The 24,198-nt window shown below is 70.9% G+C and carries 20 protein-coding genes; 8 read left to right on the top strand and 12 right to left on the bottom strand.

Annotated elements, in window-relative coordinates:
* Window positions 1-516: 516 nt before the first annotated feature.
* Complete coding sequence (locus DLJ49_RS01670; RefSeq protein WP_115391762.1) at window positions 517-762, bottom strand: DUF2442 domain-containing protein; 246 nt, start codon at window positions 760-762, stop codon at window positions 517-519.
* 242 nt (window positions 763-1,004) lie between these two features.
* A complete protein-coding gene (lepA, locus tag DLJ49_RS01665; protein WP_115391761.1) occupies window positions 1,005-2,807 on the bottom strand; it encodes a translation elongation factor 4 in 1,803 nt (600 codons plus the stop codon).
* 284 nt (window positions 2,808-3,091) lie between these two features.
* Here lepA and ppk2 point away from each other — a divergent pair, with 284 nt between their 5' ends.
* Together ppk2 and DLJ49_RS01655 are read left to right on the top strand one after the other, a co-directional pair.
* Window positions 3,092-3,994, top strand: coding sequence for a polyphosphate kinase 2 (gene ppk2 / locus DLJ49_RS01660; protein WP_199533265.1), 903 nt, complete (start codon window positions 3,092-3,094; stop codon window positions 3,992-3,994).
* Between the two features lie 204 nt (window positions 3,995-4,198).
* Window positions 4,199-4,522, top strand: a complete 324-nt coding sequence (locus DLJ49_RS01655; RefSeq protein ID WP_115391759.1) for a hypothetical protein — start codon at window positions 4,199-4,201, stop codon at window positions 4,520-4,522.
* A 27-nt stretch (window positions 4,523-4,549) separates the two neighbouring features.
* Here the strand turns inward: DLJ49_RS01655 and DLJ49_RS01650 are convergent, their stop codons facing one another.
* Window positions 4,550-5,029 (bottom strand): low molecular weight protein-tyrosine-phosphatase, encoded by a 480-nt coding sequence (locus DLJ49_RS01650; RefSeq protein ID WP_115391758.1) that lies wholly within the window; start codon window positions 5,027-5,029, stop codon window positions 4,550-4,552.
* Between the two features lie 85 nt (window positions 5,030-5,114).
* On the opposite strand from DLJ49_RS01650, the gene uraH reads away from it, so the two are divergent.
* Together uraH and DLJ49_RS01640 are read left to right on the top strand one after the other, a co-directional pair.
* Window positions 5,115-5,459 (top strand): hydroxyisourate hydrolase, encoded by a 345-nt coding sequence (gene uraH / locus DLJ49_RS01645; protein WP_115391757.1) that lies wholly within the window; start codon window positions 5,115-5,117, stop codon window positions 5,457-5,459.
* Between the two features lie 126 nt (window positions 5,460-5,585).
* On the top strand, window positions 5,586-6,869 hold the full coding sequence (locus DLJ49_RS01640) for a urate hydroxylase PuuD (protein WP_115391756.1): 1,284 nt from the start codon (window positions 5,586-5,588) through the stop codon (window positions 6,867-6,869).
* 16 nt (window positions 6,870-6,885) lie between these two features.
* Here DLJ49_RS01640 and DLJ49_RS01635 read toward each other — a convergent pair whose 3' ends face one another.
* From DLJ49_RS01635 to DLJ49_RS01600, 8 genes are all read right to left on the bottom strand, one after another.
* Window positions 6,886-9,270: a putative bifunctional diguanylate cyclase/phosphodiesterase gene (locus tag DLJ49_RS01635; RefSeq protein ID WP_115391755.1), complete on the bottom strand. Its 2,385-nt coding sequence runs from the start codon at window positions 9,268-9,270 to the stop codon at window positions 6,886-6,888.
* 410 nt (window positions 9,271-9,680) lie between these two features.
* Complete coding sequence (locus DLJ49_RS01630; protein ID WP_115391790.1) at window positions 9,681-10,121, bottom strand: copper chaperone PCu(A)C; 441 nt, start codon at window positions 10,119-10,121, stop codon at window positions 9,681-9,683.
* 117 nt (window positions 10,122-10,238) lie between these two features.
* Complete coding sequence (locus DLJ49_RS01625) at window positions 10,239-10,589, bottom strand: hypothetical protein (RefSeq protein ID WP_115391754.1); 351 nt, start codon at window positions 10,587-10,589, stop codon at window positions 10,239-10,241.
* Between the two features lie 134 nt (window positions 10,590-10,723).
* Window positions 10,724-11,020 (bottom strand): 50S ribosomal protein L28, encoded by a 297-nt coding sequence (rpmB, locus tag DLJ49_RS01620; RefSeq protein ID WP_115391753.1) that lies wholly within the window; start codon window positions 11,018-11,020, stop codon window positions 10,724-10,726.
* Between the two features lie 687 nt (window positions 11,021-11,707).
* Window positions 11,708-12,577 (bottom strand): LysR family transcriptional regulator, encoded by an 870-nt coding sequence (locus DLJ49_RS01615; RefSeq protein WP_115391752.1) that lies wholly within the window; start codon window positions 12,575-12,577, stop codon window positions 11,708-11,710.
* Between the two features lie 295 nt (window positions 12,578-12,872).
* Window positions 12,873-13,796, bottom strand: a complete 924-nt coding sequence (locus tag DLJ49_RS01610) for a CehA/McbA family metallohydrolase (protein WP_115391751.1) — start codon at window positions 13,794-13,796, stop codon at window positions 12,873-12,875.
* Window positions 13,797-13,856: 60 nt separating this feature from the next.
* The gene (locus tag DLJ49_RS01605) at window positions 13,857-14,243 is read right to left on the bottom strand and encodes a response regulator (protein WP_115391750.1); all 387 of its coding nucleotides are present in this window, start codon (window positions 14,241-14,243) and stop codon (window positions 13,857-13,859) included.
* Complete coding sequence (locus DLJ49_RS01600) at window positions 14,230-17,730, bottom strand: chemotaxis protein CheB (protein ID WP_115391749.1); 3,501 nt, start codon at window positions 17,728-17,730, stop codon at window positions 14,230-14,232. The genes DLJ49_RS01605 and DLJ49_RS01600 overlap by 14 nt, the downstream gene beginning before the upstream one ends.
* A gap of 81 nt (window positions 17,731-17,811) precedes the next feature.
* Here DLJ49_RS01600 and DLJ49_RS01595 point away from each other — a divergent pair, with 81 nt between their 5' ends.
* From DLJ49_RS01595 to DLJ49_RS01580, 4 genes are all read left to right on the top strand, one after another.
* Window positions 17,812-18,420, top strand: coding sequence for a PAS domain-containing protein (locus tag DLJ49_RS01595; RefSeq protein WP_158547374.1), 609 nt, complete (start codon window positions 17,812-17,814; stop codon window positions 18,418-18,420).
* Window positions 18,421-18,722: 302 nt separating this feature from the next.
* Window positions 18,723-19,538, top strand: coding sequence for a hypothetical protein (locus DLJ49_RS01590; RefSeq protein WP_115391747.1), 816 nt, complete (start codon window positions 18,723-18,725; stop codon window positions 19,536-19,538).
* A gap of 8 nt (window positions 19,539-19,546) precedes the next feature.
* Entirely contained in the window at window positions 19,547-21,532 is a 1,986-nt protein-coding gene (locus tag DLJ49_RS01585) for a glycosyltransferase (protein ID WP_115391746.1), read from the top strand.
* A gap of 97 nt (window positions 21,533-21,629) precedes the next feature.
* Window positions 21,630-23,336, top strand: a complete 1,707-nt coding sequence (locus tag DLJ49_RS01580; RefSeq protein ID WP_115391745.1) for a CmcI family methyltransferase — start codon at window positions 21,630-21,632, stop codon at window positions 23,334-23,336.
* 54 nt (window positions 23,337-23,390) lie between these two features.
* Here the strand turns inward: DLJ49_RS01580 and DLJ49_RS01575 are convergent, their stop codons facing one another.
* Entirely contained in the window at window positions 23,391-24,101 is a 711-nt protein-coding gene (locus DLJ49_RS01575) for an ABC transporter permease (protein ID WP_233488607.1), read from the bottom strand.
* Window positions 24,102-24,198 lie beyond the last annotated feature (97 nt).

The raw sequence follows: 24,198 nt of genomic DNA, 5'->3' as shown, positions 1-24,198 counted from the left end.
CGGCGCGGCTCTCGACCCGCAGGGACTTGTTGAAGCCCGTGACGACCGGCTGTAGCGTTTCACCCATGGCGTGCTCCGAGGGCTGCTGTCGGACTTGGTGTAGCAACTTGATTCTACAGAGCTTTCGCGGGCACGCCAGCCATTACCCCCGATTTCGATGAATAAGGCGGGCTAAAGGTGCTACCTCCGCCTCGTTGCAAGAGACAATCCGGTAACCCCAGACGTCAAGCCCCCTAACCACGCCAAGCTCTCCGACTATAGCCGCGTATTTGTCCCGCAATGCCTCCACAGCCGTGTCGAGTCCCTCGACAAAGTCAAGAAGCCATTGTGGGTCACGAGCGCTCTCAAAGAAATCAACACCTATTTCTTGCCACGCAACAGCGAGGCAAAGGGAAGGCCCCATTGGCTTCATTGCCGCCTTGGCCTCGAAAATGCCAAGGTCTCGAGCCCCTGGAGGAAGATCATGAAATAGACGCAGAACCAGCGGCCGCACAAATATCATCGTAATGCCTCTGCTCACGCCGCCTCCGGCCCCGCCGCCTGATCGCCGCGGCCCGCCAGCAGGCCGGCGACCGAGATGTTCTCGTCGAGCGCCTCCCAGTGGAGGCCGAAGGGGCTGATCTCGACGGTGGCGCGCTCTTCGGGGCGGGCGTGGAGCAGGCGTGGGAACCATGCGAGAGGCACGCCGATCACCCGCCCGTCGGCCAGCGTCACCCACATCGCGTCGTCATCGAACCGCACGCTTTCAGCCGAAATGGACACATGCGTTCCCCCACTCCAGTTCCAAGAGACGGTATCGTATGCGATTGGATGGGGGAAGCCCACGGTCACGCTCAGCACCGAGGGCAGCGCCCGGCCCGCGGGGTGGGCGAGAAGCGCCCGCCCCGGGGGGGCGGGTCGGGCGCTGCCCGGCGTGAACGCCGGGCGGGACGGTGAGCGGTGGCTACGGGACTGCGCGTCGGTTCTGGTTGGGAGGGTCGGTGGTGCGGGCAAGCCCGCACGCCTCATGAATCCATCTTGAGCGCGTTGATGAACGCCTCCTGCGGGATGTCGACCTTGCCGAATTGGCGCATCTTCTTCTTGCCGGCCTTCTGCTTTTCCAGCAGCTTCTTCTTGCGGGTGGCGTCGCCGCCGTAGCACTTCGCCGTCACGTCCTTGCGCATGGCCGAGAGCGTCTCGCGGGCGATGACGCGGCCGCCGATCGCCGCCTGGATCGGGATCTTGAACATGTGGCGGGGGATCAGCTCCTTCAGCTTTTCGCACATCTGGCGGCCGCGGCTCTCGGCCCGGTCGCGGTGGACCATCATCGCCAGCGCGTCCACCGGCTCGTCGTTGACGAGGATCTGCATCTTGACGAGGTTGTCGGCGCGGTAGCCGGTGATCTCGTAGTCGAAGCTGGCATACCCCTTGGTCACCGATTTCAGCCGGTCGTAGAAGTCGAACACCACCTCGTTGAGCGGCAGGTCGTACACCACCATCGCGCGGGAGCCGGCATAGGTCAGGTCGAGCTGGATGCCGCGCCTGTCCTGGCAGAGCTTGAGCACGTCGCCGAGATAGTCGTCGGGCACGAGGATGGTGGCCTTGATCCGCGGCTCCTCGATCCGGTCGACATTGGCGGGGTCGGGCATGTCGGCGGGGTTGTGCAGCTCGTGCATCTCGCCGTCGCGCGTGAAGACGTGGTAGACGACGGAGGGGGCGGTGGTGATCAGCTCCAGCCCGTATTCGCGCTCGATCCGATCGCGGATGACCTCGAGGTGCAAGAGCCCGAGGAAGCCGCAGCGGAAGCCGAAGCCCAGCGCGGCCGACGTCTCCATCTCGTAGGTGAAGGAGGCGTCGTTGAGGGCGAGCTTCTCGATGGCGTCGCGCAGATCCTCGAACTCGGCGTTGTCGACGGGGAAGAGGCCGCAGAAGACCACCGGGATCGAGGGCTTGAAGCCGGGCAGCGGGGTGTCGGTGGGCTTGGTCACGGTGGTGATCGTGTCGCCCACGCGGGTGTCGCGCACCTGCTTGATCGAGGCGGTGATGTAGCCGATCTCGCCGGGGCCGAGCTCTCCCACGTCGGTCATGGCGGGGCGGTAGACGCCCACGCGGTCGATCTCGTAGGTGCCGCCGGTCTTCATCATGCGGATCTTCTGGCCCTTGCGGAGCACCCCGTCGATCACCCGCACCAGCACGACGACGCCGAGATAGGGGTCGTATTTCGAGTCGACGAGCATGGCCTTGAGCGGCGCGTCGGCGTCGCCCTCCTTGGGGGGCGGCAGGCGCTGCACGATGGCCTCGAGCACGTCGGGGATGCCGACGCCGGTCTTGGCCGAGATCAGGCAGGCATCGGTGGCCTCGATGCCGATCACGTCCTCGATCTGCTCGATCACGCGCTCGGGCTCGGAGGCGGGCAGGTCGATCTTGTTGAGGACGGGGACGATCTCGTGGTCGGCCTCCATCGCGGTGTAGACGTTGGCGAGGGTCTGCGCCTCGACGCCTTGCGTGGCGTCGACCACCAGCAGCGAGCCCTCGACGGCCTGCATCGAGCGGCTGACCTCGTAGGCGAAATCGACATGGCCGGGCGTGTCGATCAGGTTGAGGATGTAGGTCTTGCCGTCCTTCGCGGGGTACTCGATGCGGACGGTGTTCGCCTTGATGGTGATGCCGCGCTCGCGCTCGATGTCCATCGCGTCGAGCAGCTGGTCCTTCATGTCGCGCTCGGCCACGGTGCCGGTCAGCTGGATCAGCCGGTCGGCCAGGGTGGACTTGCCGTGGTCGATATGGGCGACGATCGAGAAGTTGCGGATCAGCGAGCGGTCGGTCATCGGGCCTCTGGCATGACGGGCGGCGCGCGGCGCGCCGGGCTGGGCGACACATACGCCAATTGGCGTCGGAATCCAGTGGCCGTCGTGCCCGGTCGGCCTGAGAGACAGCCGCTGTCCGTCTCCGCATCCAGGCCGGCCGCACAGGCGGCCGCCGGAGGCGACGCTGGCCACCGCGCCACACCGCGCCGCCCACCGGGGAGGCTTCTTGACCCAGCGCAAGGCGCGCCGTGCCGCGATGCGGCACGAGCAGGCGAGTCGTACACGAAAGCATGCAGGAGCGCGGGATGGCGGATGGGCGGACGGATCTGATCGAGGCGGCCGAGGCCGAAGGCATCGAGGTGGACACGCGGATCGAGCACGCCGACGCACCGCCGGTGAGCTTCGAGCAGGGGCGCTATCCCTACAAGCGCAGGATGGGCCGCCGGCAGTACGAGGCCGAGAAGGCGGCGCTGCAGGCCGAGCTGCTGAAGGTGCAGCTCTGGGCGCAGGAGACCGGCGAGAAGTTCGTGCTGCTGTTCGAGGGGCGCGACGCGGCCGGCAAGGGCGGCACGATCAAGCGGTTCACCGAGCACCTCAACCCGCGCTCGGCGCGGGTGGTGGCGCTGAACAAGCCCACCTGGGAAGAGAAGGGCCAGTGGTTCTTCCAGCGCTACATCGCCGAGTTGCCCACGACCGGCGAAATCGTGCTCTACGACCGCTCGTGGTACAACCGCGCGGGCGTCGAGCGCGTGATGGGCTTTTGCGAGCCGCACGAATACCTCGAGTTCATGCGGCAGGCGCCGGAGCTGGAGCGGATGCTCGTGCGCTCGGGCATCCGCCTCTACAAGTACTGGTTCTCGGTGACGCGCCGCGAGCAGCGGGCGCGGTTCAAGGCGCGCGAGACCGATCCGCTCAAGCGGTGGAAGCTCAGCCCCATCGACAAGGCGAGCCTCGACAAGTGGGAGGACTACACCGAGGCGAAGGAGGCGATGTTCTTCTACACCGACACGGCGGACGCGCCGTGGACGATCGTGAAGTCGAACGACAAGAAGCGGGCGCGGCTGAACTGCATGCGCCACTTCCTGTCGTCGCTCGACTATCCGGGGAAGGATCCCGAGATCGCCTGCCCGCCCGACCCGCTGATCGTGGGCTCGGCCGACCAGGTGCTGTCGGCCTCGGCGGCAACCCTGAGCGCGCCCCTGCCCTGAGGCGCCGCCCGTGGCATGCGGCCCGCCGGGCGGCGGGCCCGCGCGGCGGGTGTCCTAGCGACAATGCCCTCGCGCGTGCGGATGAAGAATGACTCGCTTATTGTTGATGTTTCGGGGATAATGTAGTTGACGGACTCGCGCGCACCGGCATACCGCCCGGAGTGATCCACAAGAGGCGGGTGCCCATCATACGAGGCAAGACCCATGCGACTTCTGAGCACCTCCCTTCTCGTCTTTTCGCTCGCCCTGCCGGCGGCGGTCGTGCTGCCCGCGACGCAGGCCGAGGCCGGCCGTATCGAGCGGGCCTGCAATGCGTCCGACCGCAGGGCGGCCAACCCGGCGCTCTGCTCGTGCATCCAGCGGGTGGCCGACCAGATGCTCACCACCCGCGACCAGCGCAAGGCCGCGCGCTTCTTCCGCGATCCGCAGCGGGCGCAGGAAGTGCGCAAGTCGGACACGCCGGCCGACGATGCGTTCTGGAGCCGGTGGCGCGACTACGCCCGGTCGGCCGCAGATATCTGCGGCTGATCCGGCCGCGTCGCAGCGGAGCAGGCCTCAGGCCAGCCCGTCGCGTGCCATCTCGTCGAGCAGGCGGGTGGAGGTGCGCTCGATCAGGCGCACCACCCCGTCGAAGCCGCCCTCGAGATAAGGGTCGGGCACGTCCGCGGCCCGCCCCGCGCCGCCCTCTGGGTCATGGCCGCGAAAGAGGCGCAGCTCGGCCGACTCTCCCCCGGGGTGGAGCGCCTCGAGATCGCGCAGGTTCTGCCGGTCCATCGCGTAGAGAATGTCGAAGCGGCCGAAATCGTCGGCCGTCACCTGCCGGGCGCGCAGATCGCCCAGGTCGTAGCCCGCCCGCGCCGCGGCATCGCGCATCCGCCGGTCGGGCGGCTCGCCCAGGTGCCAGTCGCCGGTGCCGGCGCTGTCGATCGAGAGCGGCAGGCCGCGCGCCTCGGCCAGCGCGCGCGTGACCGCCTCGGCGGTGGGCGACCGGCAGATGTTGCCGAGGCAGACGAAGAGCAGGCGCGGCGCGGGCATGCGCGTTGCCTAGCAGGAGACCGGCGCGGTGTCACCGCTTCCCCTCCCCGCCGCGGCCCGGTAGTCAGGCGGAAAGGAGGCGCCGATGGCCGGATACCTGACCACCCACGTTCTCGACACCGCGCAGGGGCGGCCCGCGGCGGGCCTCGCCATCACGCTCTACCGGATCGAGGGGGGCGCACGGGACAGGGTGGCGCAAGCGGTGACCAACGCGGACGGGCGCACCGACGGCGCGATCCTGCCCGCGGAGCGGTTCGCCACCGGCGAGTACGAACTGGTCTTCGCCGCGGGCGCCTACCTCGCGGCCGCCGGCCTGCCGACCACGTTTCTCGGCGACGTGCCGGTGCGCTTCCGGATGGCCGAGGCGAGCCATTACCACGTCCCGCTGCTGCTCTCGCCCTTCGGCTACTCCACCTATCGCGGAAGCTGAGGGCACGGGCGCCCGGCGCGCAGGCAGATCGCGCCGTGCGGCGCTCTGCCCCGTCGGCCCAGCCATCGCCCCGTTCCGCCCCGGGCGGAAACCGGCTAACACGCTGGCGACACGGGGAGAGAGCGCATGACAGACCTCATGATCGGGCCCGTCCTCTGGGAGTGGGCGGCCTTTGCCCTTCGCTGGCTGCACGTCATCACCGCGATCGCCTGGATCGGCTCGTCGTTCTACTTCATCGCGCTCGATCTCGGGCTGACGAAGCGGGCGGGCCAGCCTGCGGGCGTGACCGGCGAGGAATGGCAGGTGCACGGCGGCGGCTTCTACCACATCCAGAAATACGCCGTCGCGCCCGAGCACATGCCCGAGCATCTCACCTGGTTCAAATGGGAAAGCTACTGGACGTGGCTCTCGGGCGCGGCGCTGCTCGTCGTGCTCTACTGGTTCGGGGCCGAGCTCTACCTGGTCGATCCCGGCAAGGCCGACCTGCCGCTCTGGGGAGCGGTCGCGATCTCGGCGGGAACGATCGTGGTGGGCTGGCTGCTCTACGACGCGCTCTGCCGCAGCCCGCTCGGCCACCGGCCGACGCTGCTGATGGGGGTGCTCTTCGTCATCATCGTAGCGATGTCGTGGGGGCTGAACGAGGTGTTCACCGGCCGGGCGGCGCTGCTGCATCTCGGCGCCTTCACCGCCACGATCATGACGGCGAACGTGGCGATGGTGATCATCCCCAACCAGAAGGTGGTGGTGGCCGACCTCAAGGCAGGCCGCAAACCCGACCCCGACTACGGCCGCATCGCCAAGCTGCGCTCGACCCACAACAACTACCTGACGCTGCCGGTCATCTTCCTGATGCTGTCGAACCACTACCCGCTCGCGTTCGGCACCGAATACGCCTGGATCATCGCGGCGCTGGTGTTCCTGATGGGCGTCACGATCCGCCACTTCTTCAACTCGATGCACGCCCGGCGCGGCCGCCCGTGGTGGACATGGGGGGCGACGGCGGCGGTCTTCGCCGCGATCGTGGCGCTCTCGACCGCGCCGGCGTGGCGCGTGGACGGCGCCGAGGAGGTGGCGAGCGCGGTGCCCGAGCGGCATGCGCGGGCACTGGCGGCGCCCGAGTTCGAGGAGGTGCGCAACATCGTGCTCGGCCGCTGCTCGATGTGCCACGCCGAGCAGCCGAACTGGCCGGGCCTGGCCTCTGCGCCCGGCGGCGTGGCGCTGGTGACCGACGCGCAGATCGCCGCCCATGCGCGCCAGATCTACCTGCAGGCCGGTGTGAGCCACGCGATGCCGCCGGCCAACCTGTCGTGGATGGAGCCGGCCGAGCGCGCGCTGATCGTCGCCTGGTATCGCGGCCTCGGCGCGGGGCCGGGCGACGGCGAGACCCGGCAGGCGGCGCTGCCCGAGTGATCGCGCCGGGCAGGGCTCAGCCCGCGCTTTCGCTGCGCTGGCTGCCGGGGGCGACGTAGGCGCGTGCGTATTCGGCGAAAGCATCGGCCGTGAGCGGCGGGGCGAAGGCGTAGCCCTGCAGCGTGTCGCAGCCGATGCGGGTGAGCATCCGGGCGTGCTGCATCGTCTCGACCCCCTCGGCGGTGATCGACACGTCGAGCGCACGGCCGATCTCGACGATGGCGCGCACCATGCGCTGCATGGACTCGCGTTGCGGAAGCGGGCGGATCAGCCGCTGGTCGATCTTGAGCGTGTCGGGCCCGGCCCGGATGACGCCGAGCACCGAGGCGCGGCCCGAGCCGAAATCGTCGATCTCGATGCCGATGCCGGCCTCCTTCAACGCGTCGAGATGGAAGGCGAAGACCTGGCTCTCCTCCTCGATCATGGTCGACTCGAGCAGTTCGAAGGCGATGCGCGGCCCCTGCCCCGCGAGGCGGCGCGCGGCCTCGAGGAGGCCTGGCTCGTGCATCCGCTGGGACGAGACGTTGAAGGCGAGCTTGGGCGGGCAGACCCCGAGCTTCTGCCAGAGCGCGACCGTCTGCGCGGCCCGGTCGAGGATCGCCGCGTCGATCTCGGCGGTGAGGCGCAACTGGCCCGCGATCTCGAGGAAGTCGCCGGGCTGGCGCAGCCGCCCGTCCGGGCGGCGCCACCGGGCAAGCACCTCTGCGCCCGTGATCGTCAGGCTGCGCGCGTCGAACTGGGGCTGAAAGAACGGCTCGAACTCGCCGTTCTCGAGCCCCTCGCGCAATTCGTCGGCGAGGCGGCGGTTGCGGGCGAGGCGGGCATGGATCGCCGGCGTGAAGAGCTCGGCCCGGGCGCGGCCGCGCGCCTTGGCCTCGTAGAGCGCGGTGTCGGCGAAACAGAGCAGCTCGTCGCTGTCCTTCGCGCCCGAGGACGACGCGGCGATGCCGCAGCTCGCCGAGAGCCGGCAGACCTTGCCCTCGTGCTCCATCGGTTCGGCGAGGCGAGCCTTGAGGCGCTCGGTCAGCGCGCGGGCGGCGGCGGTGTCGCAGCCGGGGGCGAGCAGCAGCACGAACTCGTCGCCGCCGATCCGCGCCGCGAGGTCGCCCGCGCGTGTCTCGTCGCGCAGGATGTCGGCGACATGGCGCAGAGCGGCGTCGCCCACGGCATGGCCGAACACGTCGTTGACATACTTGAAATCGTCGAGATCGATGCGCACGAGCACCACCTCGTCCGCCCCGCCGATCACGGCGACACCGGGCACGCGCGCCGCCTCGCGCGCGGCGCCGCGCTGCGCCAGCGCCTCCTCGAAGGCGCGGCGGTTGGGAAGCGCGGTGAGCGCGTCCTCGCGGGCCTGCCGCTCGACCTCCCGGTTGGCGGCGGCGAGCGCCTCGGCATGGCGGCGCTGCACGATCTCCTGCCGGCGGTGCAACGTGCGGTCGGAGAGCACCACCACGCGGTCGCCCGTTGCCGAGGCCGTCTGGCGGGCGTGGATGTAACGGTCGTCTTCGGTGACCAGTTCGACCGCGAGGCCTGCCTCGAGGCGGGCGAGGTAGGCCTCGACCAGCGCCGTGAGCGTGCCGGGTGCGACGGCACCATAGCTGCCGCCGGCGAGCGCGCTGCGCATGATCTCGGCACGCGTCAGGCCCGGCACGACGCGCTCGGGCGAGTCGGACGAGAGCTGGCGGTAGGCCTCGTTGCAGGCGAGCAACCGGTCGCGCGAATCGTAGATGGCGAAGCCCTCGTCGACAGCGGCGAGCGCAGCGTCGAGTCGCTTTCGCTCGCGTTGGGCGGCATCCCAAAGCGCGAGGGTCGTGCGGTTGGCCCGCCACACGAGCGTGGTGAGGACAGCCCCGAGCACCGCCGAGGCCAGCATGACGGCGGCGAGCGCCTGCCGCTCCACCCGCGCGACATAGGGCTCGAACGCGGCGGAATAGGCCATCATGTCGGCGATCTTGGTCGACAGGGTGGCGATCGCGGTCTGCAGGCCGACGCGCCCGTCATAGTAGGAGTTCACGAGCTCTGTCGCCTGCTCGCCCGCGCGCAGATCGGCCTCGCACAGGCGCAACGCACCCTCGGCATCGAGCAGGCGCAGCACCGCCTTCTCGAGGCGCGTCGACGTCTCGAGGCACCAGCGCGCCTCGTCGAGGGCGCGCTCGACATAGGTCATCACCGCGCGCATGTCGTCGGGCGTGGCGACGTAGTCGATCAGCAGGCGGGCCTCGGCGACGTTGGAGAGGTGGACGAAGTTGCGCCGGTTGAACTCGCTCGTGCGCTGAAGCGCGGCGTAGCCGGCGAATCCCGTCGCCACCGAGAGGGCAATCGCGACGAGGATCAGGCTCGCGCGGCGCCGCAGCGCCCGGCGCCGGCTGCCGGGGCGGTCGGGGCGGCTGGGGATCATCCGACAGCCGGGTGGGTCGCTGGCAGGCCGGTCCGGCGCTGGCCCGGGCGCACCTCGAGGGCCGGGCCGGCGGGCGCCTCCGATCCGGCGGCGATCCCGATGGCGACCCCCGCGACCGAGCGGGACGACCTGCAGGCGCGGGCGCCGCGAGATGGGGCAAGACGCCTGCAACAGCCGGCGCCGTGGCCCGTGCCGTGGCCCGTGCCGTGTCGAGTGCAGTGCTCCGTGCCGTAGCCAGTGCCGTGGCTCGTGCGGGAGCCCGCGCCCCGGAATGTCACGTCTTCCATGCCCGACCTGCTGCCGCTTGGTGCGGGCGGCGCTGCTCCGCCCGCTGCGACCCTAGGCGCGAGACGTGAACAGATCGTGAGCGCGGCCGCCCCCGGCGGGGGGCGGACGCAAGGTCAGCGGTGTCAGTCCTGACGGTCGAGATCGACGGGGATCTCGACGAGCATGTCGCCTGCCTGTTCGAAGGTCAGCGTCACCGCGACGGTCTCGCCCTGCTCCATCGGCCCGGCGAGGCCCATGAACATGATGTGACGCCCGCCCCGCTCGAGCGACACCGTCTCGCCGGCGGGCAGCTCGAAGCCCTCTTCGACATGGACCATGCGCATCACGTCGCCCTCCATGACGTGGGTGTGCAACTCGACGCGGGCGGCGATGTCGGAGGCGGCGGAGACCAGGCGGTCGTCGGTGCTGCCGGTGTTGACGATTTCCATGAAGGCCGCCCCCGACATGGCGGCGGGCGAGGAGGCGCGGGCATAGGCGTCGCGCACCTCGATGTCCTCGGCAAGGGCGGCGGGGGCGAGGGCGAGAAGCGCGGCGGCGGCCGCGAAGGAGATTCTGAGGGTCATGACGAACTCCACATGTGGGGCGCGCGCCGCTTCCGCGGCGGCGCAGGACGGGGACCTGGATGCGACACGCAAGGCGCCGGCGCCCCCTCACGCACGAGGCGGTGGGATGCGGCGCCGTCAGGCGGGCGACGGAGGAGCGCGCGCCTCCTGTATCCCCAGCGGGCGCCCCGTCGCGACCTGCGCCGCCGGGCGGAGGGGGAGCGGTGCGAGACGCGGCAACGTGGCGGGAAGCGCGCCGGGCGGGACACCGGCACAGGCGAGAAGAGACAGCACGCAGTCAGGGCATAGCACCCGCCGCTCGACCGGCTGGCCCTCGGCGTCGACAAGAACCGTGACGACACCCTCGCCGGTGCAGATGACGATGGCGCCGGCGTGCTGCGCGTGCCCGCGCGCATGTCCAGCGGCCACGGTCGCGAGGCCGAGGACGAGCGCGGTGAGAAGCGCAAGGAGGCCGGGAGCGCGCCGCATGCGCGTCGTTCTAGGAGCAAACCCGTCGTTCGGGAAGCGCAAGGAATACGCCCCGCCGGGGGGCGGGGCGGTCACGGTGTCGCGGAGGCGGCCGCGGCACCCGTTCGCGGACGGGGGCGCGCAGCGAGAGGCGCTCAGGCGGCGGCAGAGCCGGCCTGCGCCTTCTCGATCTCGCGCTTGAGCTTGAGGGCGCGGGGCGAGAGGTCGTCGTCCTTCGCGCGGGCCAGGAAGGCATCGAGGCCGCCACGGTGATCGACGGTGCGCAGCGCCGACGAGGCGATGCGCAGGCGCACCGACCGGCCCAGCGTGTCGGAGATCAGCGTCACGTCCTGCAGGTTGGGCAGGAAGCGCCGCTTGGTCTTGTTGTTGGCGTGGCTGACATTGTTGCCCACCATCGGGCCCTTGCCGGTCAGTTCGCAGACGCGCGACATCGGTTCATCCCCTGAAGCTCGGACTGGAAAGGGGCGCCGCCCGGCCGGGCCGGGGCGCCCCCGCAATACATCGGCGCCTTGAACACCCCGGGGGTCGCCCTGTCAAGCCGTTTCCCCGCCGCTTTGCGAGGCGCGCGGCACGGAACCGCCCTGTCGAGAGATCCACGCCGCTGCTTGGAGGCGACGGAGGGCATCGACACGAGCCGGTGCCCGAAACCGCGGCCGCGAAGCATCGGCCGCAGGCGGGATCGACGGAGCCGATCCGGAGCGTTTGCCGCCGCGAGAGGGCCTCCGTGCCGCCTGCCGGCGGGTGTGGGGCAGTGGCGCAAGACAGCGGCACCGCCCCGCTCGGCAGGGTCGCCGCAAGCCCGGCGGAGCGGGCTTCGGGGCTCGCACGTCGCCGGCGCGGGCTGCGCGCACGCGCTTCCCCCCTGGCGGCTGCGGAGGCGGTCCGGGGGCGGAGAGGCAGCAACGTCCGGCCGGCCCCTGCCCCGGCGCATCGCCGGCGTTGCCCCTGGAACGGGAAGGATCGCGGAAGGCTGGCAGACCCGTCTTGGCGCTCGGCGCTTTGGCGGGGCCAGACGGCGCAGGGGCGACGGCGCGGACGCCGGCGCCGGTCCGTTCCGGCAGCGACAGCCGAAGCGCATGACCGGCCCCCGGCGCCCCGTTGCGGCCCGTCCGCCCCTCTCAGGCGGCGAATAGCTCGCCGATCAGCGGGTTGGGATAGCGCCGCTCCAGCGTGACGGCGGTGAAGGTCTCGGCGAGATCTTCGAACCGGTGCGCCTCGACCAGCGTGCCAGCGGCGAGCTCGTCGGCCACCACGATGGCCGGCACCACGGCGAGACCCGCGCCCTCGCGCGCGAGGAGGCGGATCATCGCCATGTCGTCGACCTCCGCCGCGATCCGGGGTGCGATGCCGAGCCGCCCCAGCAGCGCGTCGATCCCGCCGCGCAGGGGGCTCTCGATCGTCGGCAGCACCAGCGGCTCCGCCGACAGGATCTCGGTCAGGTCCGACCGGCCGGCGAGGAGCCCGGGCGTGCCGACGAGGCTGACAGGCTGGGCGTCGATCTGCCGGGCGATCCAGGGGGTTGCCGCGTCGCGGGGCGGGGCGGCGTTGAGCAGCACTAGATCGAGCCGGTGCGCCTCGAGTTGGGCGAGCAGGTCGGGCTGGGGGCCCGAGCGCAACACCACCTCCACGTCGGCACGCCCGATCAGGGGGCGCAGGAAGGACAGCTGGAAGTTGCGCGACAGCGTCGAGAGCGCGCCGACCCGCAGCACCCGGCGCGCGCCCGTGCTCTGGGCGAGAGTGGCGGCGAGCTCGGCCCCGGCCGAGAAGATCGCGTCGGCATGGTCGCGGGCGATCCGGCCCGCCTCGGTCAGGGCGAGGCCGCGGCCCTGCTTCTCGAAGAGCTTCGTGCCGAGGCTCTCCTCGAGCTTGCGGATCTGGGTGGAGAGCGCCGATTGCGACAGGTTCAGCCGCTCGGCCGTGCGGGTGAGATTGCCGTCATGGGCGACGGCCCAGAAATAGCGCAGGTGCTTGTAGTTGAGTTCGGCCATACCGTTCCAATAAAGCGAACGCTCGACGCGGGGCAACCCTGCGCCAAGGCCCATTGCTCGCGCTGGTGGCAATCGCCGCGCCGTGCGTATTGCAGACAGAAAGAAGCCGGCAGGGTGGCGCAGGCGGGGGGGTCCTGCGGCCTCAACTCCTGCATCTTTCCGGTCCAGCCACCGGTGGCGCTCCCTGCCTGCGGCAGAGCGCTCAGCCGCAGGCAGGGCAGACAGGCGGCCCGGCGCGGGTGGGCGGGCGGGGCGCCGGGCCGCCTGTCTGCCCTACCTGCCCGACGCCGGCGGCTCAGCCGGGGAATACCGGGTTGGTCCAGGCCTTGCGGCCGGCGGCGTCGGTGACGACGAGGCGCGTCCAGGGCGCGCCGACGAGGCGGCCGAGAGGGAGCCTGACGCGCGTCATCGACAGGCCGTCGACGACCGCCGCCGCGCTGCCGGGGCCGAGCGCGGCCACGGTGACGGCAGGCGAGCACGCGACCTCGACCGCGCGGGCCTCCCACGTCACGCGGTGGATCTGCGGGCCGGTCGACGAATACATCCGGCCCGCCTTGAGCGCGGCGAGCAGGGCGTCGGGGTCGTTCTCCCCGGCCTTGACCATCACCCACCCGCCGAAATGGTCGGCCGTCTTGAAGTGGGCGTCGTCGGTGGCGACGAGCGTCAGGCGCCGGCCCGCCTCGAGCAGCCGGTCGAGCGTGTGGAAGCCGCGGCCGCGGTCGGTCTCAACCTCCGAGCCGTGGTTGTAGACCTCGACGGCGTGGGCTGCTTCGAGCGAGAGCGCGTCGGCCTCGGTCAGCCCCGACCATTCGGGGTGGGCGATGGCCACGAAGGCGCCTGCGGCGCGGGCGCGGGCGGCAAGCTCCGGCCCCGTCTCCTGGCCCTCGACAGGCACCATCCGCGGCGTTTGGGAGGGGGCGAAATCCTCGGGCAGACCGACGGCGAGGATGTGCCAGAGCTCGCCGTTCTGCAGGGCACCGGAATGGAGCTCGGCACCGGGAATGGTGGTGAAGCCGTTCGAGCGGAAGGGTTTCGTGTCGGCGACGGGATAGCCGAAGGGGCCGACGAAGTGGTCGGTCAGCGAGATGAAATCATAGCCTTCGTCGCGGTAGCGGCGACAGACCTCGGCCGGCGCGAGCGCCCCGTCCGACAGGGTGGAGTGACAATGCAGGTTGCCGCGCCAGAACCGGCCCGGCGCCTCGAACGTCTCGTCGCGCATCCTGTCCTCCGATCCACGCACCCCGCTCCTGCCAGCGCACCGTGACCCGCGCGTGACGGGTCAGCCGCCCTGCCCATGCGCGCCGGGCGCGAGACCGGCGCGGTCGAAGGCGTCGGCGATGGCGGCGGCGCTGAGGGGCTTCTCGACGAAGACGAGGCCCGCATGCTCAGCCTCCATCTCGTGGCGGTTGTAGCCCGAGGCGAACACGACCGGGATGCCCCGCGCCATCAGTCCCTGCCCGAACTCGATGCTCAGGCCCTCGCCGGCGATGTTGACGTCGAGCAGCGCGCAATCCGGCAACTTGGCCTCTGCCTCCGACCTTGCGCGGCGCAGGTTGTGCACCAGCCGCACCTCGGCGAAGCCCATGTCCTCCAGCGTCTGGGCCGTATCGAGGGCGACGATGATCTCGTCCTCGAGATACAGGAGCGCGCAGTCACTCGGCCGCATCGGCGCTCACGTCCAGGAGGTTCTCGCGGGCGAGATCGTAGTCGAACTCGATGGTGCAGCGCAGGCCCTCGCGCCGCCAGTCCATCTCGACCCGGCCCTCGAGCCCGCCCTCGATGGTCGAGACGATGAGCTGGCTGCCGAAGCCCTGCCTGCCCTGGCCGGACACCTCCGGCCCGCCGCCCTCTTCCCAGACCATGCGCACGATCTCGCCCTCGCCCTCGTCGAGGCGGCTCCAGGAGAGGGCGACGGTGCCGCCGGCATTGGAGAAGGCGCCGTATTTGGCGGCGTTGGTGGCGAGTTCGTGGATCGCCATGCCGACCGACAGGGTGGCGCGGGCGTTGAGCAGAAGGTCGGGGCCGCGCAGGCGCACCCGGTCGGCGCCGTAGACGGCGGAGAGCTCGGGCTCGAGGATGTCGCGGATACGCGCAGCGCCCCAGTTGGCGGTCGTGAGCAGCTTGTGGGTATTGGCCAGCGCCTCGATCCGCTTTGCGAGCGTCTCGAACACCTCGACGTCGGTGGTGGCCTCGCGGCGGGCGCGGTTCACCAGCGCGAGCACGTTCGAGAGCATGTTCTTCACGCGGTGCTGCAGTTCCTTCATTACCCGCTGCAGCTCGCGGCTCATGTCGGCCTGGTGGGTGACGTCGCGCACGTTGACGCCGACGGCGCGGACGGCGCCGTGCTCCATGATCGGATACCAGTCGACCTCCCACACCCGCTCCTGCTCGGGATGGGCCTCGGTATGGCCCGAAATGCGGCGGTCGAGCACCGGTTCGCCCCGCTCGAACACCTCGCGGACGGGCGGCGCCATCTGGTCGCCGAGCCTTGGCATGACGTCGGCCACGGTGCGGCCGAAATGCTCGTCTATGGACACCCCGTCGATCTCGGCCATGCGCCGGTTGACGCGCAGAAAGCGCATGTCGCGGTCGATGAGCGCCATCGCCTGGGGAGAGACGCGGTAGAGCTCCTCGATCTCGGCGAGGTTCTTCTGCGCCTGGGCGCGCTGGTGCTCGATCTCGCGGGCGCCGGCACGCAGCTCGGTGACGTCGGTCAGGGTGAACACGACGCCGGCCACCGGCGCGCTTTCGGTGCGGTAGGGCAGGACGCGCAGCACCATCTCCGCCCTTCCGTCGGCCGTCTGCAGCTCGGCCTCCTGCGCCTGGCCCGTGGCCAGCACCTCCTGCGACAGCCTGACCACCGTCGGCAGATCGATATCGGCGCCGATATCGTCGATCCGGCGGCCCTTGTCCTGCTCGACGAAGCGGAAGACGGTCTGCGCCTCGGGCGTGAAGGAGCGCAGCCGCAGGTCCTCGTCGAGAAAGACGGTGGGAATGCGGGTGGAATGGATGAAGTTCGACAGGTCGGAGTTGACCTCGTTGAGCTCGGCGACCTTGTTCTGAAGCTCCTCGTTGATCGTCGAGAGCTCCTCGTTGGCCGACTGGAGCTCCTCGTTCATCGACATCATCTCCTCGTTCGAGGATTTCAGCTCCTCGTTCGAGGTCTCCAGTTCCTCCACCGTGGTGCGGATGGTCTGGCGCGCGCCGTCGAGCTGCTCCTCCAAGTCGCGCACGTAGTCGGTGATGCCGCCGTCGTCGGCCTCGCCGTGGCCGGGCCGGTCGTCGCGCAGGTCGAGGTAGTCGCGCAGCACCAGCAGCGTCGTGTCGTCCTCCAGCCGCTCCAGCGTGAGCACGAGGCGCACCGGCTTGCCGTCAATCTCGCCCTGGTATTCGCGCTCCGACCGCTCTCCGCGCTCGGGCGCCAGGTTGACGAGCCGCCGCGCGACGCCCTCGAGCTCGGGGCGGATCAGGTGGAGGACGCCGGTCTTGGTGGCGCCGGGCTTGACGGCGAGATACCGCGCCGCCCCGTCTGACGCGTAGATCACCTCGTTCGACAGGTTGAGCACGATGTAGGGCGGCACGTGGTGGTCGAGCAGCGCCTGCTCGTAGCTGCGCTGCTGGAACTCGCTCGCCATCGCGTCGCGCTGGCCGACGGGCGTGATCGTGGGCACGCCGATGTTGGGCAGGTTGAGGGGGCGCGCCGGCCCCGCCCGACGGCGGAAGATGCGCGCGCCGGCCACGAAATCGGTGAAGTAGCGCTGGAGGACGGGCGGGTTCTCGGAGGGGCCGATGAACAGGAAGCCGTCCTCGCGCAGGGCGTAGTGGAACACGCGGATCGCGAGATCCTGAAGGACCTGGTCGAAGTAGATCGTCACGTTGCGGCACGACACGAGGTCGATCTTCGAGAACGGGGGATCCTTGACGATCGACTGGTTCGAGAAGCGCACGATGTCGCGCAAGGTGGGCGCCACCTCGTAGCCGCCCGGCGTGGGTCGGAAGTAGCGCTCGAGATACTCGGCCGGCACCTCTTCGGCGATCGCGTTGGGATAGACGCCGCGCCGGGCGACGCGCAGGGCATCGTCGTCGATGTCGGTGCCGAAGACGGCGATGCGGGGGCCGGCATCGACGCGGCGCGCCTCGTCGGCCATCAGCATGGCGATCGAATACGCCTCCTGCCCGGTCGAGCATCCGGGCACCCAGACACGGATCTCCTCGTCGCGGTCGCGGGACTGCACGATCTTGGGAATGACGTTCTCGCGCAGCGCCTCGAAGGCCTCGTGGTCGCGGAAGAAGGCGGTGACGTTGATCAGCAGGTCGCGGAAGAGGCGCCCCGCCTCGGCCTTGTTGTCGATCAGCTCCTTGAGGTAGGCCGCCGGCGTGTCGATGCCGAGCACCGACATGCGCACGGCGAGGCGACGCAGGAACGTGCCTTCCTTGTAGTGGCTGAAATCGTGCCCGGTGCGGTAGCGCACGTGCTTGGCCACCCGCTCGATGAACTCGGCATCGTTGCGGATCGACGGCTCGATGCCGGAGCGGCGGTTGTAGTAGTCGTTGAGCACGTCGACCATCTCGGACGAGGGCAGCACGAGGTCGACCGCGCCGGTGGCGAGCGCGGAGCGGGGCATCCCGTCGTACTTGGCCTGCTTGGGGTCCTGCACGAAGACGAGGCCACCGGCCTCCTTGATCGCCTTGACGCCCACCGCCCCGTCGGAGCCGGTGCCCGACAGGATGATGCCGGTGGCGTTCGCGCCCGCCGACTGCGCGAGCGAGACGAGGAAGCGGTCGATCGGACGGCGCAGGCCGCGCGGGCTGTCGAAGGCCTGCAGCCTCAGCCGGTCGCCCTCGAGCGTCAGCGACGAGCCGGGCGGGATCAGGTAGATGTTGCCCGGCCGCACCTCCATCCCGTCGGTGATCGACTGGACGGGGGTGTGCGTGCGCTTCGAGAGCAGTTCGGGCAGCAGGCTCTCGTGGTCGGGGTCGAGATGCTGGACGAGCACCAGCGCGAGATCATGCCGTTCGGGCAGGTGCGACAGGAGCGTCTGGAACGCCTCGAGGCCACCGGCCGAGGCGCCCACGCCGATGATGAGCGGCGCCGACCCCTCCCGCGCGGCGGAGTCGCTCTCCGCTGCTGTCACGTCTCCGTCCTGCGGCATGTTCTAGCGCCCTGTTCCGCTCGCCGTGCGCCTGTTCTAGTCTAGCGCCGACGCCGAAGGATGTGGCAAAGACGCCGGATTATGATCGACAAGGACGACCCCGAACGCAAGGCCCGGCGCCCCGGCACGGCGCGCGACGCAACGGCCGACGCTGCGGCAGGCGGCGTCGGGAGGCCGGGTCTCGAGCGGCTTGCCGAGTTGTTCGAGCGCTCGCCCGTGGCGCTGACATTGGCCGACACCACGCTGCCCGACGCCCCGCTGGTGCTGGCCAACGCCGCCTTCCTCGACCTGACGGGCTACGCGCGCGACGAGGTGACGGGGCGCAACTGCCGCTTCCTTCAGGCCGACCTGCCCAACGACGCGGCGCGCGCCGAGACGCGGCAGGTGCTGGCCTCGGGCGGACAGGGGCAGGTCGTGTTCCGCAACCGTCGCAAGGACGGCGAGGCCTTCGACAACCTGCTGTTCCTGCAGGCGCTCGTCGATCGCGGAGGCGGCTCGCGCTACTTCATCGGCTCGCAGTTCCCGCTCGACCGCAGCGTGACCGAGCGGCGCATCGACGCCCATATCGCCCAGATCGACGCGGCGGTGGCCCGCGCCGTCGAGGCGCAGGAGACCCTGCGGGCCGAGCAGCGGCGGATGTTCGCCAACGCCGCCCACGCGGTCGCCAACGCCTGGCTCGCCCTGCGCTGAGGCCCGTCGGCCGCCGGGCCCGAGCGGCGCCGGCGGCGACGTTGCGGCAGGACGGCGGAGAGGGTCACCCCGGCGCGTCGCGCTTAAGTCGCCATTAAGGACAACCTGACAGGGTGCGAGTCGTGGCGACGGGGCGGTTCGCCGCCATGCGGGCGTGCCCCCTGCCGCTGATGACGGACGAAACGAGGCGTCTCGGCTCCGCCGGCCAGCGCCCGGGCGCGTGCCGGCACGCATCCCGGGGCGGGCAAGGGCGGCTCCGTGCCCGGCGGTGGCCGGCGGGCGCCCAGGACAGGTAGAATACCATGCTCGACCGCGACCCCGAGACGCCGATGGCCCCCTCTGCCCCCGATGGCCCGGTGCCGCACGCCGCCGCACCGCCGCGCGCGCCCCTGCGCAAGAGCGTGCCCTCGACCCTGTCGCGCACCATGATCCACCTTGCAGGGCTGGAGCGCATGGTGCGCACCCTCAAGGCCGAGACGGCCGCTCAGCTCGCCGAGTTCGCCCCCGACGCGCTCGACGGCAGGGCCGACGTGCCCACCGGCCTCTCGGCGTTGCTGGCCGAGGGCGCCGCCTTCGCGCCGGTCGCCGTCACCCCCTACGCGCCGGTGGCGCCCGGCGTCTGGTTCGGGATCGATCCGGAGGTGGGCGGCGCCGCGCTCGCCGCCACGATGAAGGCCGCCCATGTCGCGCTGCCCCAGGCGGGCACCGTGCGCACGGCGCGTCTCTCGGCCAACCCGACCTTTCCCCTCGTGGAAAAGCCCCGCTGGGTGACGCTCGAGACCTCGGTCGACCGCGCCGCGCTCGCCGCCGCCGGGGCGCTCGACATCGCCCTGGTCGCCTCGCTCGAGATCGGGCCGGGCAATCGCGCCGCGATCCCGCCGCACTATGCCGTCACGCTGCGTGTCGCGCGCGAGGGCGGCACGGTCGAGGACCATCTCGACCACAAGGTGCCCGTGACCACGATGCCGATGGAGCATGCCCTGCGCGTCGCCCCCGAGACGCTGTCGAAGATGGACATCGAGAACGCCGAGTCGGTCACCCTGATCTTCGTGCTGCCTCTCTGCGGCACCTACACCTTCCACCTGGACTGGCTGTCGGTGACGGCGGTGGCGGGCTGAGGCCGGACATGCGCATCCTCTACGTCTCGAAGGAAACGCCCTTCGCGCCGGCGGGCGGCATCGCCACCTACCTCGCCCATATCGTGCCAGCGATGCGGGAGGCGGGCCACGAGGTGTTCCTCTTCACCTGGACCGAGGGGGACCGCGCCGCCCGCCCCCCCGACACCGCGCCCTTCGACGAGCACAACGTGCATGTCGAGCACGTCAACTACGACGAGACATGGCGCATCCTGCCGGTGGCGTCGCGCAGCCTGTGCGTGTCGACGTGGCTCGCCGACCGGCTGATCGCCAAGGCCGAGGAATGGGACGTCGACGTGATCGAGGCGACCGACTACCTCGCCCCGGCGCTCGCCGCCTTCCAGCGGATGCAGACGCGCAGGGGCGCCGCCCGGCGTCTCTGCGTCACCTACAACCATGGCTTCATCGAGGATTTCTACGAGGCCGACCAGATCGTCGCGCCGGTCGCGGCCGAGCTCGACCACCTGTGCGAGCGCCAGCAATGCCGCACGAGCGACCTCGTGATCGCCCCCTCGCAGGCCGCCGCGGAACGACTCGACGGCTACCGCATCGGGCGCGTCCACGTCACCCGCGAGCCCTACGTCTTCCGCTGGCCGGAGGGGCCCGCTGCGCCGGTGCGCGACGAGATCTCCTATATCGGCCGCATTTCCGTCTCGAAGGGGCTCGACAAGCTCGTCTACCTCGCCAACGCCCTGCACGCGGTGCGCCCGCTGCGCCAGATCCGCCTGATCGGGCGCATCGTCGACACGCCGTTCCGCAAGTACGACATGCGCGGCTACCTGCGCGGCCGGCTCCACCCCAAGCTGCGCGACAGCCTGTTCTTCACCGGCTACCTGCCGCGGGAGACCGCCCTGTCACTGCTCGAGCCGGGGGCGATCTGCCCCAGCCTCGGCGCGGCCGAGACCTTTTCCTACGCCTGCGTCGAGAGCATCGACGCGGGTCTGGTGCCCATCGTCCGTCACGGCACCCCGATGGCGGAGTTCTTTCCCGACGACCTGCGCCACCACGTGCTCGACGGGCAGATGCGCTCGGTCCGCGGTCTGCAGCGGCAGGTCGTGCGCTTCCTCGACGAGGCGCCCGCCGCCCTGCCCGAGATCCGCCGCCACTGCCGCGAGACCCTCGCGCCGGAGCGTGTCGCCGAAGACATGGGCCGCACCTACGACGCCGCGCTGCGCGCCAAGCGGCGCATCCGCACCCATGCCGTCGCCACGACCGAGCGCGCCTGCCTCGACGACGTGACCGTTCTGATCCCCGCCTACAAGCCCGATGCCGAGTTCATGGAGACGGTCGACAGCCTCGCGTGGCAGAGCGCGGGCGTGCCCCGGGTGCTGATCTGCGACGACGGCACGCCGGGCGACTTCCAGCCCTGGTTCGACTATGCGCAGGCAATGCTGCCCGACTGCCGACTCGTGCGGCAGCCCAATTCGGGCCTGCTCGCCGCCCGCAACACGCTGGCCGAGGAATGCGACACGCGCCTCGCTCTGTTCCTCGACACCGACGACCTGCTCGCGCCCGATTTTCTCGAGCACGCGCTCGAGGCATGGAATGCCTCGCCCCGGCGGCCCGATGCCGTGCTGCCGCAGCGGCAGAATTTCGGCGAGAGCGCGGAATGCGTGCTGGGTCATCTTCTGGGCGACCACCTGCATCTCCTGCAGAACGACTACCGCATGACCGCGCTGATCCGCAGCCAGATCCTGCGCGAGATCGGTTTCGACGCGACCCGGCGCAACGGAGAGGCCGACGACTGGGCCTTCTGGCTGGAGTTCACCGGCCGGGGCCATGTCGGCGTGCTCCTGCCCGAGCGCGGGCTGCACTACCGCTTCCGCAAGGGGTCGATGTCGTGGCCGTGGTCGCAGGGCCAGCGGGTCGGCACCCAGACGATGCTGAGCCAGGCCGCGCGCGCCATGTGCGCCGCCGATCCGGGCCAGGTCGCCAGCCTCGCCCGCGCCTTCTATTCGCAGGCGCTGCGCCAGTGAGGCCGCGCGCCCCGATGCCGCCGGTGCGAACCGGCATCCCCCAGTCCCGGCCGGCAGGCCGTGCTGTCCCTGTCGTTCCAGAAGGAGTGAGCTTCCCATGATCGCCCCCGCCCCGCGCGCCGACACGATGTCGGCCACCGTCTGGTCCTTTCGCAACGTGATCGACACCCTGCGCGACAGCGTCGCCTCCGAGCGGGGGGGGTATCTCTACGTGCCGGTTGGCAAGGCCGCCAACACCGAGGTCAAGAATTTCCTGTGGAGCGTCGAGCAGGCCCGCGGCGCCGACATCCCCGACTCCGAAGGGTATTTCTCGGTCCACAATGACGGCTGGGCCAAGTCGCGCGGCGAGTCGCTCACGCCGTGGACGCATTACGGCCCCGAGGATGTCACCGGCTTTATCGGCGATGCGCGGCGGCACTTCCTGTTCTCGGTCGTGCGCAACCCCTATTCCCGGCTGCTTTCGGGCTATCTCGACAAGATCGGCAAGATCCGCGCCGCCAACGACCCCGAGGCCGGGCTGCGCCAGCATTCCCTGCCCCATCTGCCCGAGAGCTTCTCGGAGTTCGTCGAGATCGTGTGCGCCCAGCCCGACGTCGAGCGCGACGTGCACTGGACGAGCCAGGCCGCGCGCACCAGCGCGGCCTTCCTGCCCTACGACGCGATCGGCCATCTCGAGGCGCTTGGCCTGTTCCTGCAGGGGCTCGCCGCTCGCTTCGGCATGCCGCCTCCAGAGACCGGCAACCGGGCAGAGCATCGCACCGAGGCGTCCGGGAAGATCGCCGCGCATTACACGCCCGAAGACATCCAGCGCGTGCGCGACGCCTTCGCCGCGGATTTCCAGGCCTTCGGCTACTCCGACGATCCCGCCCACCTGCCGCCCGACCCGGCCGAAGCGGCGCCGGTCGGGCTGCATGCCGGTCTCGCCGAGAGCTTCGCCGCGCTCTGGCTGGCGGCCCGCCGGAAGGATGCGGCCGCCTATCGCGCCGCCCTGCCGGGCTTCGCCGAGGCCGAGAGTGCGGCCGGCCGCAGCTACGCGCTGCCCGCCGATTTCGACCCCGTCCACGAGGCCGCGGTCGCGCAGCCGCTCGTCCTGCCGCGCATCCCGGAGGTGCTCTGCCGGGTTCCTGCCGCGCTCGCGCCGGCCGCCGCTCCCTCGACCGAGGCGCAGGTGGCCGAGGTCGAGGAGGTCCGCCGCGCCTTCCGCCGGCCCGAGAGCGGGCCCGGCTACTCCGTCGACTACGCCCGGGCCTTCCGCCTCGCCCGCGGCGCGCGCTGCTACGTCGAGGTGGGCTCGCGCGACAAGGGCACGCTCGCCTGGGTGTCGGGCCTGCTCGCCCCCGACGCCACGATCGTCGACATCGACCTCGAGCACCTGCCCGAGGCGGCCGCGCGGCTCCGCACCCACCTGCGGCCCGACCAGCGGCTGGTGCAGATCGAGGGCAATTCGGTCGAGGAAAAGACGCTGTTCCGTCTGCGGCGCGAGATCGGCCCCGAGGCGGCCGACCTGATCTTCCTCGATTCGAGCCACATGTACGAGCACACGCGCGACGAGGTCGCCAAGTACTGGACCTTCCTCAAGCCGGGCGGCGTGATGCTCGTCCACGACGTGTTCTGGGAGGGCAACGGCACCGGAAAGGGAAAGGCGCAGCTCTTCGCCGCGCTCGACCGGGTCGTGCCGGTCTATCAGATCTACATGAACGAGGCGCTCTGCCGCTTCCACGTCAATCCGCGCAAGGGCGACACCTGGGGCGGGTTCGGCCTGATCGTGAAGCCGGGGGAAGAGGGCACGGTAGCCGCAGCCTGAGCCTGGCGGCCCCGGCCCGGGCACGCCATTGCCCGGCCGGGGTCTGCCGCCGCCTCAGGCCATCCGGGCAGTCAGCCGGTCGCAGCCGCGGTTGACCGCCCAGTAGAGCGCCAGCGTCAGCGCGGCGAGCACCAGCAGCGCGGCGAACATCAGGTCGGTCTTTGCGCGCCCGTTGGCGAGCAGCATCAGGTAGCCAAGGCCGCCCGCCGCGCCCACCCACTCGCCGATGACGGCCCCGATGGGCGCGTAGACCGCGGCGAGCCGCAGGCCGGAGGCGAGCGCCGGCACCGCCGCCGGCACCCGCACGCGCCACATCAGCCGCCAGGGCGCGGCGCCCATCGTGTGGCCGAGGTCGAGCCAGCCCCGCGGCGTGCGCATGAGCCCGTCGAAGAAGGCCGAGGTGACGGGGAAGTAGATGATGAGCACGGCCATCAGCACCTTCGAGGCGAGGCCGTAGCCCAGCCAAAGGGTCAGGATGGGGGCGAGCGCGAAAACCGGCAGGGCCTGCGTGGCCACGAGGGCGGGGCGCAGCAGCGCGCGCGCCAGCGGCGAGGCGGCGAGGCCGATCGCCGTCGCGGCGCCGAGCGCCACGCCGAGCACGAGGCCGAGCGCCACCTCGGCGGCGGTGATCGCGGCGTGATGCGCGATCAGGCCGGCGTTGTCGCGCAGCGCCGCCAGCACCCGCAGCGGCCCCGGCAGGATGAAGGGCGGCAGCGCGAAGAGCCAGACCGCCCCCTGCCATGCGGCCAGAAGCGCGCCGGTCACCGCCGCGGCCTGCCCGGCCCTCGCCAGCCGGCCCGACGGCGCCGGGCCGCGGGCGCCCGAGCGGGGGCTCGATGCCCCCCGAGGGCGCTCCGCCGAG

Origin of the sequence: Rhodovulum sp. 12E13, from assembly GCF_003340565.1 — a bacterium.
Taxonomy (GTDB): domain Bacteria; phylum Pseudomonadota; class Alphaproteobacteria; order Rhodobacterales; family Rhodobacteraceae; genus HLUCCA09.
The sequence above is the reverse complement of the archived record's forward strand: the minus strand, read 5'-3'. Positions and strand labels throughout refer to the sequence as shown.